Origin of the sequence: Mesorhizobium sp. M4B.F.Ca.ET.017.02.2.1 (assembly GCF_003998955.1) — a bacterium.
Lineage (GTDB): Bacteria > Pseudomonadota > Alphaproteobacteria > Rhizobiales > Rhizobiaceae > Mesorhizobium > Mesorhizobium abyssinicae.
Window position 1 is genome coordinate 1 of the sequence record NZ_RZOF01000141.1, and the last position, 14,158, is coordinate 14,158.

18 protein-coding genes are annotated in these 14,158 nt (G+C 66.7%); 8 read left to right on the forward strand and 10 right to left on the reverse strand.

All coding sequences use genetic code 11. The features are described 5' to 3' along the window. Window positions 1–83 precede the first annotated feature (83 nt). A complete protein-coding gene (locus EN738_RS17905) occupies window positions 84–461 on the reverse strand; it encodes a YraN family protein (protein WP_127284846.1) in 378 nt (125 codons plus the stop codon). Further along, window positions 454–1,362 (reverse strand): 16S rRNA (cytidine(1402)-2'-O)-methyltransferase, encoded by a 909-nt coding sequence (gene rsmI, locus EN738_RS17910; RefSeq protein ID WP_127284847.1) that lies wholly within the window; start codon window positions 1,360–1,362, stop codon window positions 454–456. The genes EN738_RS17905 and rsmI overlap by 8 nt, the downstream gene beginning before the upstream one ends. 164 nt (window positions 1,363–1,526) lie before the next feature. On the opposite strand from rsmI, the gene EN738_RS17915 reads away from it, so the two are divergent. Continuing rightward, window positions 1,527–1,721, forward strand: a complete 195-nt coding sequence (locus EN738_RS17915) for a hypothetical protein (RefSeq protein WP_127284848.1) — start codon at window positions 1,527–1,529, stop codon at window positions 1,719–1,721. A gap of 73 nt (window positions 1,722–1,794) precedes the next feature. On the opposite strand, the gene EN738_RS17920 is transcribed toward EN738_RS17915, so the two are convergent. The 6 genes from EN738_RS17920 to rph all read right to left on the reverse strand — a co-directional run bounded on the left by EN738_RS17920 (window position 1,795) and on the right by rph (window position 5,858). Further along, window positions 1,795–2,232 carry an EamA family transporter gene (locus EN738_RS17920; RefSeq protein ID WP_127284849.1) on the reverse strand — a complete coding sequence of 146 codons (438 nt, stop codon included), beginning with the start codon at window positions 2,230–2,232 and terminating at the stop codon, window positions 1,795–1,797. 128 nt (window positions 2,233–2,360) lie between these two features. Beyond that, the gene (locus EN738_RS17925) at window positions 2,361–2,681 is read right to left on the reverse strand and encodes a low molecular weight protein tyrosine phosphatase family protein (protein WP_127284850.1); all 321 of its coding nucleotides are present in this window, start codon (window positions 2,679–2,681) and stop codon (window positions 2,361–2,363) included. A 59-nt stretch (window positions 2,682–2,740) separates the two neighbouring features. Continuing rightward, complete coding sequence (gene hemW / locus EN738_RS17930; RefSeq protein WP_127284851.1) at window positions 2,741–3,898, reverse strand: radical SAM family heme chaperone HemW; 1,158 nt, start codon at window positions 3,896–3,898, stop codon at window positions 2,741–2,743. A gap of 1 nt (window position 3,899) precedes the next feature. Next, entirely contained in the window at window positions 3,900–4,547 is a 648-nt protein-coding gene (gene rdgB / locus EN738_RS17935; RefSeq protein WP_127284852.1) for an RdgB/HAM1 family non-canonical purine NTP pyrophosphatase, read from the reverse strand. Next, window positions 4,547–4,957, reverse strand: a complete 411-nt coding sequence (locus EN738_RS17940) for a VOC family protein (protein ID WP_127284853.1) — start codon at window positions 4,955–4,957, stop codon at window positions 4,547–4,549. The genes rdgB and EN738_RS17940 overlap by 1 nt, the downstream gene beginning before the upstream one ends. 184 nt (window positions 4,958–5,141) lie before the next feature. Further along, on the reverse strand, window positions 5,142–5,858 hold the full coding sequence (gene rph, locus EN738_RS17950; RefSeq protein WP_127284854.1) for a ribonuclease PH: 717 nt from the start codon (window positions 5,856–5,858) through the stop codon (window positions 5,142–5,144). Between the two features lie 136 nt (window positions 5,859–5,994). Here rph and hrcA point away from each other — a divergent pair, with 136 nt between their 5' ends. The 6 genes from hrcA to EN738_RS17980 all read left to right on the forward strand — a co-directional run bounded on the left by hrcA (window position 5,995) and on the right by EN738_RS17980 (window position 11,686). Next, a complete protein-coding gene (hrcA, locus tag EN738_RS17955; RefSeq protein WP_127284855.1) occupies window positions 5,995–7,077 on the forward strand; it encodes a heat-inducible transcriptional repressor HrcA in 1,083 nt (360 codons plus the stop codon). A gap of 77 nt (window positions 7,078–7,154) precedes the next feature. Continuing rightward, entirely contained in the window at window positions 7,155–7,352 is a 198-nt protein-coding gene (locus EN738_RS17960) for a hypothetical protein (RefSeq protein ID WP_127284856.1), read from the forward strand. Between the two features lie 114 nt (window positions 7,353–7,466). Beyond that, window positions 7,467–8,816: a sorbosone dehydrogenase family protein gene (locus tag EN738_RS17965; RefSeq protein ID WP_127284857.1), complete on the forward strand. Its 1,350-nt coding sequence runs from the start codon at window positions 7,467–7,469 to the stop codon at window positions 8,814–8,816. Between the two features lie 326 nt (window positions 8,817–9,142). Continuing rightward, window positions 9,143–9,760, forward strand: a complete 618-nt coding sequence (locus tag EN738_RS17970; RefSeq protein ID WP_127284858.1) for a LysE family translocator — start codon at window positions 9,143–9,145, stop codon at window positions 9,758–9,760. A 195-nt stretch (window positions 9,761–9,955) separates the two neighbouring features. Then, window positions 9,956–10,936, forward strand: a complete 981-nt coding sequence (cysK, locus tag EN738_RS17975; protein WP_127284859.1) for a cysteine synthase A — start codon at window positions 9,956–9,958, stop codon at window positions 10,934–10,936. A 129-nt stretch (window positions 10,937–11,065) separates the two neighbouring features. Beyond that, complete coding sequence (locus EN738_RS17980; protein ID WP_127284860.1) at window positions 11,066–11,686, forward strand: glutathione S-transferase family protein; 621 nt, start codon at window positions 11,066–11,068, stop codon at window positions 11,684–11,686. Window positions 11,687–11,695: 9 nt separating this feature from the next. On the opposite strand, the gene EN738_RS17985 is transcribed toward EN738_RS17980, so the two are convergent. After that, entirely contained in the window at window positions 11,696–12,376 is a 681-nt protein-coding gene (locus EN738_RS17985; RefSeq protein ID WP_127284861.1) for a TetR/AcrR family transcriptional regulator C-terminal domain-containing protein, read from the reverse strand. Window positions 12,377–12,558: 182 nt separating this feature from the next. Here EN738_RS17985 and EN738_RS17990 point away from each other — a divergent pair, with 182 nt between their 5' ends. Continuing rightward, the gene (locus tag EN738_RS17990) at window positions 12,559–13,047 is read left to right on the forward strand and encodes a RidA family protein (RefSeq protein WP_127284862.1); all 489 of its coding nucleotides are present in this window, start codon (window positions 12,559–12,561) and stop codon (window positions 13,045–13,047) included. Here the strand turns inward: EN738_RS17990 and EN738_RS17995 are convergent. Next, a partial coding sequence (locus EN738_RS17995; RefSeq protein ID WP_145966871.1) for an RNA polymerase sigma factor occupies window positions 13,044–14,158 on the reverse strand: 1,115 nt, incomplete at its 5' end. The two genes, EN738_RS17990 and EN738_RS17995, sit on opposite strands and share 4 nt — an antisense overlap.

The following is a 14,158-nucleotide window of genomic DNA, read 5'->3' on the forward strand; positions in this document are numbered from 1 at the left end:
GCGCCAACCCCCGCCCCGGTTCGCCAACGACGCTGCGCGTCGCTTGCTCGCCGACCCTCCCCACAAGGGGGAGGGTAAGGCCTTCAATTCCTTCCATAAAACGCGTTCTCGACATGCACCGGCCAGCGCCAGGGCAGCACGGCCACCATGTCGAAGCGCGCCGACAGTCTGCCATAGTCGGGCTGGCGCGACAGCCAGAGGTCGGCGGCGCTCTCGATGCGGCGCTCCGATTCGTAGGCGATCGCCTCCATCGCTTCCATCAGCGTGCGCCGCGCCTTGACCTCGACGAACAGCACCAGGTCGCCGCGCCTGGCGATCAGGTCGATCTCGCCGAACCTTGTGCGGTGGCGCCGCGCCAGGATCCGGTAGCCTTTCAGCATCAGCGCCAGCGCCGCCAGCCATTCACCGCGATGGCCGCGCCGATAGGCTTTCAGGCGGCTGGCGGCCGGGCGCTCAGCCACCGCTGCCCTCTGCCGAGGTGTCCCTGAGCTCGAGCAGCCGCCGGTAGAGCGCCTGCTTCTGGCCGCCGGTCATCTTCGCCGCTTCCGCTGCCGCCTTGGAGGCCGGCATTTCGGCGGCGAGCGACAACAGCAGCCGGTCGATGTCTTCAGGTTCGTCGGCCTTGGCCTCGGCGGGACCGACGCAGATGACGATCTCGCCCTTGGGCGTGTCGGCCGCCGCATAGTGCTCGGCAAGAGCCCGCAGCGTGCCGGTCCGCGTCTCCTCGAAGGCCTTGGTCAGCTCGCGGCCGATCGCCGCCCGGCGTGTGCCGCCCAGCGCCTCGGCCATCGCCGCAAGCGTCTCGGCCAGCCGCCTGGGCGACTCGAAGAAGATCAGCGTCGCCGGCACCTGCCTGAAGCTCTCAAGTTTCGTCAACCGCTGGCCGGTCTTCACCGGCAGGAACCCGGCGAAAAGAAAGGCGTCGGAAGGCAGGCCGGACGCGGTCAGCGCCGCCAGCGCCGCCGACGGGCCGGGGATCGGCACGACGCGGATGCCACGGTCGAGCGCCTCGCCGACCAGCCGGTAGCCGGGATCGGAGACCAGCGGCGTCCCGGCGTCCGAGATCAGCGCCACGCTCTGCCCGGCCTCGAGCGCCGCGATCAGCTTCGGTCCGGCCTCGGGTGCATTGTGATCGTGATAGGCGGTGGTGCGGCGGCGGATGCCGTAGCGCTCCAGCAGCACGCGCGACACGCGCGTGTCCTCGCAGGCGACGATGTCGGCGGCGGCCAGCGTCTCCAGCGCGCGCAGCGTGATGTCGGCGAGGTTGCCGATCGGCGTCGCCACCAGATAGAGCGCCGGCGCGAGCGGCCGCGCCGCGATCTCGGTCTGCCCGATCACATAGCTGCGTTTGTCGCCGGTCACCCTTGGTCCTCCATGCAGCCTGTTTGGCACGGCTGATGCCCGGTTGCAAAACGTGACGACGAAGTAATGTCGCCCGCCATGCCTTTGCCATAGTGCGGAACGAAACCGTCACCGGCGAATTTTATCCGTGAGTCTCGCATGTGTGAGTCTCGGGGAGGCACAGGATGGATAGCCTGAAGATTCAGGACGTTTTCGAGCCCTATTATGCGGGCCGCAAGCGTTCCGCCATGCGAAGGAACAAGTGCCTGCCGGCCAGCGCCGATGACGCCGCCGGTAAAACCGAGGCCGGCAAGCGGCGTTTGCGCCGCCGGCCGAAGACCAGGCTCAAGGCCGCAACCGATAGCACGACGGAGCACTGACCGGACGATGCCCAATCGCTTCGATATTTTCATCACCCGTCTCGAAACCAGGAACAGCCGCGAAGGCGTGCCGCTAGCCCCGATAGGCGACCAGCACCGCCCCCGCCGCGATAAGGCCGACGCCAAGCCAGTTCGCTCCGGAGAGGCGCTCGCCGAGAAAGACCGCGCCAAACACCGCCACAAGCACGACGCTTAGTTTGTCGATCGGCGCCACCTGCGCCGCGTTGCCGATTTTCAGCGCGCGGAAATAGCAGAGCCACGAGGCGCCGGTAGCCAATCCGGAAAGACCGAGGAACAGCCACGTTTTTCCGGAGATCGATGCCAACGGCTGGAACTGGCCGCTGGCGGCGAGAATGGCCGCGAGCACGACCAGGATGATGGCGGTGCGGATCAAGGTGGCAAAATCGGAATTGATGGTCTCGATGCCGACCTTGGCGAAAATCGCCGTCAGCGCCGCGAAAGCCGCCGACAGCAGCGCCCAGAATTGCCAGGAAGAAGCGGTCAGGTTCATTTCGGGTGGCCTTGTCGGTTTTCTGTCCGCAATTGCGTTAACCGGATACCGCGAAACGCGCACCACCAGAAGCGCAATCGGCAGGGCTTGGAGATTGGCTGCGCCATCAGCGCTGGCACACCGCTTCTTTACAGATATCGCGGCACCTTAGCCTCGAGCAGCCGCACCAGCTCCGGGTCCATGAACTCGTAATTGTCCGGAATGTCGAGGCAGATGACCCTTGCCCGCTTCAGGCTCGCCTTGAATTTCTTCTGCAGCTTGGCGCGGTGCGCCTTTTCCATCACGAAGATGATGTCGGCCCAGGCGACCAGCTCATGCGTCAGCGGATTGTCGGCATCGTGATTGGTGCCGGCCGAGGCGACCTCGATATCCCTTCGTTTGGAAAACACCTGCTCGGCCGTCGGGCTGCGCAAGCGGTTCTGGCTGCATACGAAGAGGATGTTCTTCAAGGGCTTTTACTCAAGCATGATCTTGTCCGAAAACCGGCTTCCACTTTTCGGGATCATGCTCAGCGCGCCAGGTCCGCCACCACGGCATCGAGCACGATCATGCCGGCCGTCGTGGCGCGCAGCCGGGAATTGCCGACCGGCGCGACAAGCCCCTCTTCCTGCAGCACCGCCAGTCGCGCGCTTGACAGGCCGCGTCCGGAAAACGCCTCGTAGCGCGCAAGATCGATGCCTTCGGCCAGCCGCAGCCCCATCAACAGGAACTCGTCGGCTTCCTCGGAACGCGTCAAAATCTCGCCGCCGGTGACGCCATGGCCCTTGGCCTCGACCAGATTTGCCCAGGTTTCCGGCATCCTCTCGGCGATGGTGACCGTGCGGCGCCCGTTCTCGACGAAACGGCCATGCGCGCCGGGGCCGACGCCGACATATTCGCCGTAGCGCCAGTAGGTCAAATTGTGCCGGCTTTCCGCGCCAGGCCTGGCGTGGTTGGAAATCTCGTAGGCCGGCAGCCCATGCGCGGCGGTCACCTCTTGCGTCAGCGCGTAGAGATCGGCGGCATGGTCGTTGTCGGGAATGGTGAACTTCTTCGCCGCGTGCAGCGCGTGGAACGGCGTGCCTTCCTCGATGGTGAGCTGGTAGAGCGACAGATGGTCGGCGGCATGGCCGATGGCCTGCTCGAGCTCGGCTCGCCAAGCCTCCGGCGTCTGGTCGGGCCGCGCATAGATCAGGTCGAAGGAGAGGCGCGGAAAGATCTCGCGCGCGAGCCCGATGGCATGCAGCGCCTCCTCGACATTGTGCAGCCGGCCGAGGAAGCGCAGGTCCTTGTCGTTCAGCGCCTGTACGCCGAGCGACACGCGGTTGACGCCGGCGGCGCGATAGCCGCGGAAGCGCTCGGCCTCGACCGAGGACGGGTTGGCCTCCAGCGTCACCTCGATGCCATCAGGCACCGTCCAGTTCCTCGCCACCGCATCCAGCACGGAGGCCACCGTCTCCGGCTTCATCAGCGACGGCGTGCCGCCGCCGAGGAAGATGCTGGTCACCTCGCGCGGTCCGGTGCGGGCGCGCATGGTCGCCAGCTCCGTCGCGAACGCGCGCGCAAAACGCTCCTGGTCGACCGGCTGATGGCGGACATGGCTGTTGAAGTCGCAATAGGGGCACTTGGCCGCGCAGAACGGCCAGTGGATGTAGACGCCGAAGCCGGGGCTGCGGTCGAGCAGCATCTCAGGCCGATCCCAACCTGGCGCGCGCGAATTTCTGGAAGGCGCGGGCGCGGTGCGACAGCGCCGTCGGCTGGCCCGGCTTCCAGCCGTGTTTTTGCTCGGCGCTCATCTCGCCGAAGGTCTTTTCGAACCCATTGGGCAGGAACACCGGATCGTAGCCGAAGCCGAGCGTGCCGCGCGGCGGCCACACCAGCGTGCCTTCAGCCTCACCGCGATAATATTCGGCCTCGCCGTCGGGAAACGCCAGACAGATGACCGCGACGAAACGGCCCGTGCGCTGCGCAGCTTCGGCCGCGCCGACCTCCTGCAGCGCCACTTCCGTGCGCTGCATGGCCATGCCGAAGTCGCGGCTGCCGTCGGGCGTCTCGGCCCAGTTGGCGGTGTAGACGCCGGGCGCGCCGTCGAGCGCGTCGACGCAGAGGCCGGAATCGTCGGACAGTGCCGGCAGGCCGGTGGCCTTGGCCGCGGCATATGCCTTGATGTAGGCGTTCTCCTCGAACGTCGTGCCGGTCTCGTCCGGCTCGGGCAGGCCGTATTCCTTGGCCGATTTCGCCTCGAAGCCGAACGGCGCCATCAGGTCGGCGAACTCGCGCAGCTTGCCCTCATTGTGGCTGGCGACGACGATCTTGTGTCCGTTCAAAGAATGCATCACAGGCCCCAGATCCTTGGCTCGGCGAATTCGATCGAATTGCCCGAGGGGTCGCGAAAGTAGATCGAGCGCCCGCCTTGCGGCCATTCGAAGTCGCTTTCGATGGCGATGTTCCGTGCCGCGAGGTGCTCGCGCCAGCCGGCGATCTCGTCGGCGCTGGCGGCAAAGCAGAGATGGCCCTCGCCCACCGTGCCATGCGCCGGCACCTTCAGCCTGGCGTCCGGCGCCGGCGGGATTTTGGTCGCCTCGGCGTTGAACAGCAGCAGCACGCCGGTCCCGCAGCGGAAGAAGACATGGCGGCCTTCGACCCTGGCGATCAGTTCGAGGCCGAGGATGTCGGAATAGAAGGCTTCGGCGCCATGCAAGTCTGTGACGTAGAGCGCCGATTCAAGGATCGCGGAGGGTATCACGAAGCCCCCCTCTCTGCCCTGCCGGGCATCTCCCCCTCAAGGGGGGAGATTGGCTGTATCGATTGCCTCAGCCAATCACCGGCGTAGCCAGATGGGGGCCGGCGTGGAAGCTTCCAATCTCCCCCCTTGAGGGGGAGATGGCCGGCAGGCCAGAGAGGGGGGCCCAGGCTCGGCATTCGAAAACCTACGCCACCGCCATCTGCTGCAAACTCACCAGGCGCGAAATTCCCTTCTTGGCCAGGTTCATCAGCGCCGCGAACTGGTCCTCCGAGAACGGCTCGCCCTCGGCAGTACCCTGGATCTCGACGATGCCGCCCTTGCCGGTCATGACGAAATTGGCGTCCGTGCCGGCCGAGGAATCCTCGAGATAGTCGAGATCGATGACCGGCTGGCCGTCATGGATGCCGCAGGAGATCGCCGCGACGTGGTCCTTCAGCACCTTGGAAACGCTGGCCATCTGGCGGGCTTCCATCCAGCGCAGGCAGTCATGGAGCGCCACCCAGCCGCCGGTGATCGAGGCGGTGCGGGTGCCGCCATCGGCCTGGATCACGTCGCAGTCGACGGTGATCTGCTGTTCGCCCAGCGCCTGCAGGTCGACCACGGCGCGCAAGGAACGGCCAATCAGCCGCTGGATCTCCAGCGTGCGGCCGCCCTGCTTGCCGGCGGAGGCCTCGCGGCGCATGCGCTCGCCGGTCGAGCGCGGCAGCATGCCGTATTCGGCCGTCACCCAGCCCTTGCCGGAATTGCGCATCCAGGCCGGCACCTTTTCCTCCAGGCTGGCCGTGCACAGAACATGCGTGTCGCCGAATTTCACCAGGCACGAGCCTTCGGCGTGCTTGGAGACGCCGCGCTCGAAGGAGATGGCGCGCATTTCGTCGGATTGGCGTTTGGAGGGGCGCATCGAGGCCTCTTGTCTCTGGTTCTTAAGGATTCGTGGCCGGCTTGTAGACGCATGCGGCGCATGGCGCAAAGGAAAATGGACCGGGTTGCGCGGGCACCGGCTAAGTCTATATTTGAACCGGAGGTTTTTGGCTCGAATGACCAAGGCAGTCGATCCGGCATCGCAGTCGCCCGTGCTTCAATCGCTCGATATGCGCTCGCGCGACATCTTCAGGCGCATCGTTGAATCCTATCTCAGGGATGGCGAGCCCGTCGGTTCGCGCAGCCTGTCGCGCATCCTGCCCTCCTCGTTGTCGCCCGCCACCATCCGCAACGTGATGAGCGACCTCGAGCATCTCGGCCTGATCTACGCGCCGCACATCTCGGCCGGCCGCCTGCCGACGCAGACCGGCCTGCGCTTCTTCGTCGACGCCTTCATGGAGCTCGGCGACCTCTCCGACGACGAGCGCCGCATCATCGAGGCGCAGGTGCGCGCCTCCGGCTCCGGCGCGTCGCTGGAGCACATGCTGACCGAGGCCAGCCAGATGCTGTCGGGCATGTCGCGCGGCGCCGGCCTGGTGCTCGCCGCCAAGAACGAGGTGGCGCTGAAGCACATCGAATTCATCCAGCTCGAGCCGACCAAGGCGCTGGCCGTGCTGGTGTCGCAGAACGGCGATGTCGAGAACCGCGTCGTCGACCTGCCCGCCGGCACCACCGTCTCGCAGCTGCACGAGGCGTCCAACTTCCTCAACGCCCACATCCGCGGCCGCACGCTGGCCGAGGCGCGCGTCGAGATCGCCCGCATCAAGGACGAGACCAGGGCGGCCCTCGACACGCTGTCGCAGGATCTGGTCGAAAAGGGCCTCGCCGTCTGGGCCGGCGCGGAAAGCGGCCTGCCGGCGCGCCTCATCGTGCGCGGCCGCGCCAATCTGCTCGAAAACGTCACCGCCCAGGCCGACATCGAGTTGCTGCGGCATCTGTTCGAGGATCTGGAGACGCAGGACGGCTTGATCCAGCTGCTCGATCTCGCCGAGGAAGGGCCGGGCGTGCGCATCTTCATCGGCTCGGAAAACAAGCTGTTTTCGCTGTCGGGCTCGTCGCTGGTGGTGGCGCCCTATCGCGACAAGGATGCCCGCGTCGTCGGCGCGCTCGGCGTCATCGGCCCGACGCGGCTGAACTACGCCCGCATCGTGCCGATGGTCGACTATACCGCGCAGCTGATTTCGCGCATGTTGCGGTAAGGTGTGATCCGGGTGAGACCGGCCTGACCTGGATCTCAACACACCGTGGAAGGCACAAGCAGCAAGGGAGCAAAAGAATGGCGCTGGAATCGCTCAAGGCCCAGATCAGCCTGCTGCTCGAGGAAATGGTCAACCAGCCCGAGGACCAGCACGAGATTCAGGAGCAGCTGCGCGAGAAGCTGCAGGAATTGCGCGCCATGGGCCTGCCGCTGCCGGCCGATCTGGTCGAGCTGGAAAAGCGCCTGGACGATGATTTCTACGCCGAAGGCAGCTGAAACCATCCCTCAAATCGGCGTGTGCCTGATGTCCCAGGCGGAACGACCGCCGCATCCGCCCGTTCACTATTCGCGACGGCGCCGCGTGCGGCGCCGAAACCCCTGGAGGCCAGGATGATCCGATTTGCCGGCCTTGCGGCTGCCGCCTTGCTGCTTGCAACGACGGCCTCTGCCCAGCAGGCCGGCGAGCCGGTGCTGACCGGCAAGAAGGCCTTCGGCGACTGGAAGGCCGACAGGCCTGGCGTGCGCCGGCTGATCAGGCCGGATGATCTGCAAAAGCCCTATGTCAGCCGCTCCGTGTCGAACGGCGCCGGCGTGGCGGATCGGCCGGAAGGCGCCAGGCCGCTCGTGCCATCAGGCTTTTCCATCGAACTCGTCGCGTCGGGCATCGACAATCCGCGGGTCGTGCGCGCGGCGCCCAACGGCGACCTGTTCGTCGCCGACAGCAAGGCCAGCCAGATCCGCGTCTATCGCCTCGCCGAAGGCAGCGCCAGGCCGGCGCAGGAGGCGATCTTTGCCACCGGCCTGACCCGGCCCTACGGCATCGCCTTCTATCCGCCGGGCGACAAACCGCAATGGGTCTATGTCGCCAACAGCAACAGCGTCGTGCGCTTCGCCTATCGCGACGGCGACCTCAAGGCCGAAGGCATGCCGGAAACCATCGTCCCGGAAATCCCCGCGAACCATCACTGGACGCGCGACATCGCCTTTTCGCCTGATGGCAAGACGCTCTATCTGTCGGTCGGATCGGGCTCCAACGTCGCCGAGGACATGGCCGCCGAGCCTGAAGGCGGGCTCGAGCAATGGGCGACGTCGGCGCCGCTCGGCGCCACCTGGGGCCCGGAGGAAGGCCGCGCCGACGTGCTGGCCTTCGATCCGGACGGCAGCAACCGGCGCAGCTTCGCCACCGGCTTGCGCAACTGCTCCGGCATGACCGTGCAGCCGCAGACGGGCGCGCTCTGGTGCGTCGTCAACGAGCGCGACGAACTCGGCGACAACGTGCCGTTCGAATACGCGACGACGGTCAGGCAGGGCGGCTTCTACGGCTGGCCCTGGTACTATATCGGCGCCAACGAGGACCCGCGACACGCGGGCGCGCGCGCCGATCTTGCCGGCAAGGTCACCGTTCCCGACGTGCTGCTGCAGGCGCATTCGGCGCCGCTCAACATCGCCTTCTATGAGGGCGGCAGCTTCCCGGCCGACTACAGGGGCGATGCCTTCGTCGCTTTGCACGGCTCCTGGAACCGCGGCGTGCGCACCGGATACAAGGTGGTGCGGTTGAAATTCAAGGACGGCAAGCCGACCGGCGAGTATGAGGATTTCGCCACCGGCTTCGTCATCTCCGACGACGACGTCTGGGGCCGGCCGGTCGGCGTCACCGTCGCCAAGGACGGCGCGCTGATCCTCACCGAGGACGGCAACGGCACCATCTGGCGCGTTACCTATGGCGACGGCCGGTCCTGAGAAGCCTTACGCTGGTCGACCCCCACTCCGTCTCGGCTTCGCCGAACCACCTCTCCCCCGATCGACGGGGGAGAGGAAAGGCGCCAAGCTTTTTTGCAGTCAACGCTCGCCAAGTAAGGCCCCCTTCCTTTCCCTCCGGAGGGGGGAAAGGTGGCGCGGCGGAGCCGCGACGGATTGGGGGAACCACGTGGCAATCAAGCCTCGGGCCGTCAGTTAGCCTTGTAAGGCGAAGACCACGATGGTCTGGTGCAATGGATTCCGACCGTGAGGGAATTCAACCCCCGCCTGTTCCATGCGATAAGACCCTCCGATCTGGAACCTTATCCATGACGCTCACCGGATTCCTCGCCTACAGTGCAGCTCTCGGCATCGCCGCCGCCATTCCGGGTCCCGGCGTCACCGCGCTTGTGGCGCGGGCGCTGGGTTCCGGCTTCCGCTCGTCGCTGGCGATGTCGTTCGGCCTGATCCTCGGCGACCTCACCTACCTCACCGCCGTCATGCTCGGCCTCGCCTTCGTCGCGCAGACCTTCGGCATGGTTTTTCTTGCCATCAAATGGGCGGGTGTCACCTATCTCGCTTTCCTCGGCTGGCGCTTCTGGACCAGCGGCATCACGCCGGAGACTGTCGAGGCGCGCAAGGGCAAGGGCGGGCTCGCCGCCTCCTTCCTGGCCGGCCTGACGGTGACGCTCGGCAATCCAAAGACGATGATCTTCTATATCGCCATCACGCCGACCATCGTCGACCTGAAGGCGGTGACGCTCGCCGACTACGGCATCCTGGTCACGCTCACCGTCCTCGTCCTGCTGGTGGTGCTGGTGCCCTATCTGGCGCTGGCCGCCAAGGCGCGCTGGTTCCTCAAGTCGCCGCGCGCGCTGAAGGCGCTGAACCGCACCGCCGCCGGTTTCATGGTTGGCGCGGCGGCCGCCATCGCCGCCCGTCAATAGGCTGCAATCTCAACCGGTCTCCATTTCGGGGAAAGCATTCCGGAAACGGGCCGATCCGGAAAATGCTTTTCCGGGGCGGCAGCGTTTTCAGCACGCGCCCCACTCGGATATTTTCGGCCGGCAGCCTATCTTGCGCGGCTGAAAGCCCTATTCTGTCGCTTGATGCAATTGCCTGCCTGACCTGGGAGCGAAACAATGAACAAGCCCGTCACCTCCGCGCGCGTGCCCGGCCGCGGCCGCGTCTTTAATTCGATCACCGAGACGATCGGCGACACGCCCCTGGTGCGGCTCGACAAGTTCGCCAAGGAGAAGGGCATCGTCGCCAATCTCCTGGCCAAGCTCGAATTCTTCAACCCGATCGCCTCGGTCAAGGACCGTATCGGCGTTGCCATGATCGAGGCGCTGGAAGCCTCCGGCAGGATCGCCCCCGGCAGGACGACGCTGATCGAGCCGACCTCCGGCAACACCGGCATTGCGCTCGCCTTCGCCGCCGCCGCCAAGGGCTACAAGCTGATCCTGACCATGCCGGAGACGATGTCGGTCGAGCGGCGCAAGATGCTGGCGCTGCTCGGCGCCGAGCTGGTGCTGACCGAAGGTCCCAAGGGCATGAAGGGCGCCATCGCCAAGGCCGATGAGCTTGCCGCCACCTTGCCGGACGCCATCATTCCGCAGCAGTTCGAGAATCCGGCCAACCCGGAGATCCACCGCCGCACCACGGCCGAGGAGATCTGGAACGACACCCAGGGCGAGGTCGACATCTTCGTCTCCGGCATCGGCACCGGCGGCACCATCACCGGCGTCGGCCAGGTGCTGAAGAAGCGCAAGCCTTCGCTGCATGTCGTCGCCGTCGAGCCGGAGGCTTCGCCGGTGCTGTCCGGCGGCCAGCCCGGCCCGCACAAGATCCAGGGCATCGGCGCCGGCTTCGCGCCGAAGATCCTCGACACCACGATCTATGACGAGATCGTCAGGGTCTCCAACGAGGATTCCGTCGCCAATGCGCGGCTCGTCGCCCGCCTTGAAGGTGTGCCGGTCGGCATCTCGTCGGGCGCAGCACTCCAGGCGGCGATGGTCGTCGGCTCGCGGCCGGAGAACAAGGGCAAGACCATGGTCGTCGTCATCCCGTCCTTCGCCGAGCGCTACCTGTCGACCATCCTGTTCGACGGGCTGGGGGCTTAAGCAGCCTTGACGGACCGTCGCGGGACGCTGGACCGCTGAAAAAACCCGTGTGGCGTCAGCGTGGCGCTTGAGCGCCGCGCGGCTTCCGGTGCAAATCTCCCTCGGCCCGCGCGGCCATTGGGAGGATTCATGTACAGACTTTACACGCGCCCCGGCAGCGGCGGCTTCGTCGTCGAGGCCGCCCTTGCCCTGGCGGGCGCGCCGTTCGACCAGGTCGACGTGCCGAAGAAGGACCCGCCCGACCAGGCCTTCCTCGACATCAGCCCGTTGAACCAGGTGCCGGTGCTGACCTTGCCGGACGGCCGTTCGATCACCGAGTCGGCGGCGATCTGCATCCTGCTCGCCGAGCGCCATCCGGAAGCCGGACTGGCGCCGGCGGCGGGCTCGCCCGCCCGTGCCGACTTCCTGCGCTGGATGGCCTTCATGTCGTCGGTCCTCTACCCGGCGGGGCTGCGTTTCTATTATGCCCATCGCTACACCGCGGCGCCGGACGGCGTGGAGGCGGTGAAGCAGGCCGCGCTGGCCGAGATGGATCGCGGCTTTGCCATCCTCGACAAGGCCCTTGCCGGCCGCGACTGGCTGGTCGGCGAGCGGCTGTCGCTGGCCGACGTCTACCTGGTCATGCTGGTGGCCTGGCATCCCGAGATCGGCAAGGTCGCCGCCGCCTGGCCCGATATCGAGCGCCTGTGGGCCAGGCTGCGCGATCATGACCTGATCCGCAAACTGAATGCCGCCCACGCGATGTGGTGAGCGGGACCTTTATCCTGGCGCGAGGCCGTCGAGCAGGAAACCGAGGCCTTTGCGGAAAGCGCCGTTCCAGTCGTCGTCCAACAGCAGCCGGGAGCGTTCGATTGTCGCGTAGCGCTCGCTGAGACGGGTGAGGCGCTGCTGCGCGGCGGCCCTGTCGTCGTCCGACAGGTCGAAGCTCGCCCGGGTGATGGTGGCGCCCATCACATAGTTCCAGAGCGACCATATCGCGGCGTTGATATCGGCGTCCGCCACGCCGGCCCTGGACAAGGCCTTGCCCAGCAGTTCCAGCCGACTGAGGATGTTCGGGCCAAGCGCCCGGCGCGGCAACAGCGATGCCGACCAGGAATGGCTGAGCATGCTGGCGCGCCAGTCCTCGAGTATGTGAACGATCTCGCCGCGCCAGTCTTCGGACTGAGGTTCTTGCGGCGATCCGCGATACTCAAGCACCGCGTCGAGCGCCAGATCGAAGACATCCTCCTTGCTGTCGACGTGCCAATACAGGCTCATCACGCCCGAGCCGAGGCGATCGGCCAGCCGACGCATCGTCAATCCGTCGATCCCTTGCGCGTCCAGCAACTCCACCGCGGTGGCCACGATACGCTGCCGGGACAGAGGCGGCTCGCCCGCGGGCCGGGGCGGTTGACCTGGCCGCTGAGACCGTTTGCTTCGGGCGCCGCGATTGGCTGCCATTCGTCTTCCTCGCGTATCGGAGCCGCGATTCTGGCAGGCAACGTCAGGAATGTCGATGCCGCGCGGTTGACTCGTACATCGTACCATACGATGACTCGGACGCCGTACGAGTCGCGTGCGGCGATGAACCGAATTGCGATCGTGGGTGCGTTGCTCGCAGCCCGCAGAGCCAAGAGAAACTCATGCCACGCTCAATCAAGCACCTGCTCATCGGAGGGCTAATCATCATGACCATCGGAGTTCCCGCTGCGACGACAGCGAACGAGGACGATCGCAAGCTGGCCATCGTCAATCCACGGAACCTCCACGACCCGTCGCCGAATGGCTACAGCACGGCGGTGATCATGCCCCGGGGAGCACGGGTCGCCTACATTTCCGGGCAGGGCGGCCAGGACGGCACGGGCGCCTTGTCGCCGGACTTCGCCGTCCAGGTGAAACAGGCCTATGCGAACCTGCGCGCCGCGCTGGAGGGGATTGGCGCGAAACCCGATCAGGTCGCCAAGCTCACGGTCTTCGTGGTCGATCACGACATGTCCAAGCTCGAGGTGCTGACCAGCAACGTCAAGGACATGTTCGGCAAGGCGCTGCCGGCGCAGACGCTGGTTCCCGTTCCCAAGCTGGCGATCGACCCCATGCTGTTCGAGGTGGAGGCCGTGGTCGTGCTTGATTAGAGCATCGTGAGCTTCGCCTGCTTTTCCTGCAGGAAGCGGCGGACGGCCGGGTCCCGTTCGAGGCCGATCGCGCGGTCGTAAGCCTCGGCCGCCAATCCGGTCGTGCCGAGCCTCGCCAGCAGGCCGGCGCGGGCAGCCCAATAGGGCTGATAGTCATCCAGCCGCTTGTCGTCACCCAGCACGTACAGCGCCGCCAACCCGGCCGCCGCGCCCTCATCCTCGGCGATCGCCACGGCGCGGTTGATCGCCACGACAGGCGAGCCGGCGAGGGCCAGCAGCGCGTCGTAAAGCTGGCGGATCGCTGCCCAGTCGGTGCGGCCGCCGCGCCGCCGCGCCGTGTGGGCCGATTGCACGGCCGCCTCCAGCTGGTAGCGGCCGATGATCTCCTTGGCGGCGGCACGTTCGAGCAGGTCTTCCGCCTCGTCGATCAGCGTGTTGTCCCAGAGCGCGGTGTCCTGCTCGGCAAGCGGCACGAAGTCTCCGTCCGGGCTGCGCCGCGCCGCCCGCCGCGCTTCGGCGAACAGCATCAGCGCCAACAGCCCTACCGCCTCCGGCTCGTCCGGCATCAGCGAAGCCACCAGCCGGCCGAGCCAGATGCCCTCGGTGGCGAGGTTGCGGCGCCGCGTCTCGGTGCCGGCAGGATCGGTCCAGCCTTCGGCGAAGGCGGCGTAGATCGCCTCCAGCACCGCGTCCAGCCGCTCGCCGAGCTCGGCCCGCTCCGGCACCCGGAACGGAATGCCGATCTCGCGGATGCGGGTCTTGGCGCGCACCAGGCGCTGGCCCATCGTCGCCGGCGAGACCAGGAAGGCCGAAGCGATGGTCGCCGCGTCGAAGCCAAGGATGGTCTGCAGGATCAGCGGCGCGCGCACGCTGGCCTCGATCGCCGGATGGGCGCAGGCAAACATCAGCCGCAACCGTTCGTCCGGCAGCTCTTCGTCGGTCATGCGGGCCTCCACCTCCTCGGCGATCAGCTTGAGATGATCGCGCGCCGCCTCGCCGGTCTGCCGCCGCCGCACCGCGTCGACGCCTCGTCGGCGCGCCACCGCGAGCAGCCAGGCTTCCGGCTTTTCGGGCACGCCGGTCTGCGGCCAGCGCTCGAGCGCCGCCGCGA

Excerpts from the sequence above, each read along its gene's own strand:
- EN738_RS17915 (WP_127284848.1), top strand. The coding sequence starts at position 1,527 with ATGGATAGCCTGAAGATTCAGGACGTTTTCGAGCCCTATTATGCGGGC.
- EN738_RS17920 (WP_127284849.1), bottom strand. The coding sequence starts at position 2,232 with ATGAACCTGACCGCTTCTTCCTGGCAATTCTGGGCGCTGCTGTCGGCG.
- hemW (WP_127284851.1), bottom strand. The coding sequence starts at position 3,898 with ATGCTGCTCGACCGCAGCCCCGGCTTCGGCGTCTACATCCACTGGCCG.
- rdgB (WP_127284852.1), bottom strand. The coding sequence starts at position 4,547 with ATGCATTCTTTGAACGGACACAAGATCGTCGTCGCCAGCCACAATGAG.
- rph (WP_127284854.1), bottom strand. The coding sequence starts at position 5,858 with ATGCGCCCCTCCAAACGCCAATCCGACGAAATGCGCGCCATCTCCTTC.
- hrcA (WP_127284855.1), top strand. The coding sequence starts at position 5,995 with ATGACCAAGGCAGTCGATCCGGCATCGCAGTCGCCCGTGCTTCAATCG.
- EN738_RS17960 (WP_127284856.1), top strand. The coding sequence starts at position 7,155 with ATGGCGCTGGAATCGCTCAAGGCCCAGATCAGCCTGCTGCTCGAGGAA.
- EN738_RS17965 (WP_127284857.1), top strand. The coding sequence starts at position 7,467 with ATGATCCGATTTGCCGGCCTTGCGGCTGCCGCCTTGCTGCTTGCAACG.
- EN738_RS17970 (WP_127284858.1), top strand. The coding sequence starts at position 9,143 with ATGACGCTCACCGGATTCCTCGCCTACAGTGCAGCTCTCGGCATCGCC.
- cysK (WP_127284859.1), top strand. The coding sequence starts at position 9,956 with ATGAACAAGCCCGTCACCTCCGCGCGCGTGCCCGGCCGCGGCCGCGTC.
- EN738_RS17980 (WP_127284860.1), top strand. The coding sequence starts at position 11,066 with ATGTACAGACTTTACACGCGCCCCGGCAGCGGCGGCTTCGTCGTCGAG.
- EN738_RS17985 (WP_127284861.1), bottom strand. The coding sequence starts at position 12,376 with ATGGCAGCCAATCGCGGCGCCCGAAGCAAACGGTCTCAGCGGCCAGGT.
- EN738_RS17990 (WP_127284862.1), top strand. The coding sequence starts at position 12,559 with ATGCCACGCTCAATCAAGCACCTGCTCATCGGAGGGCTAATCATCATG.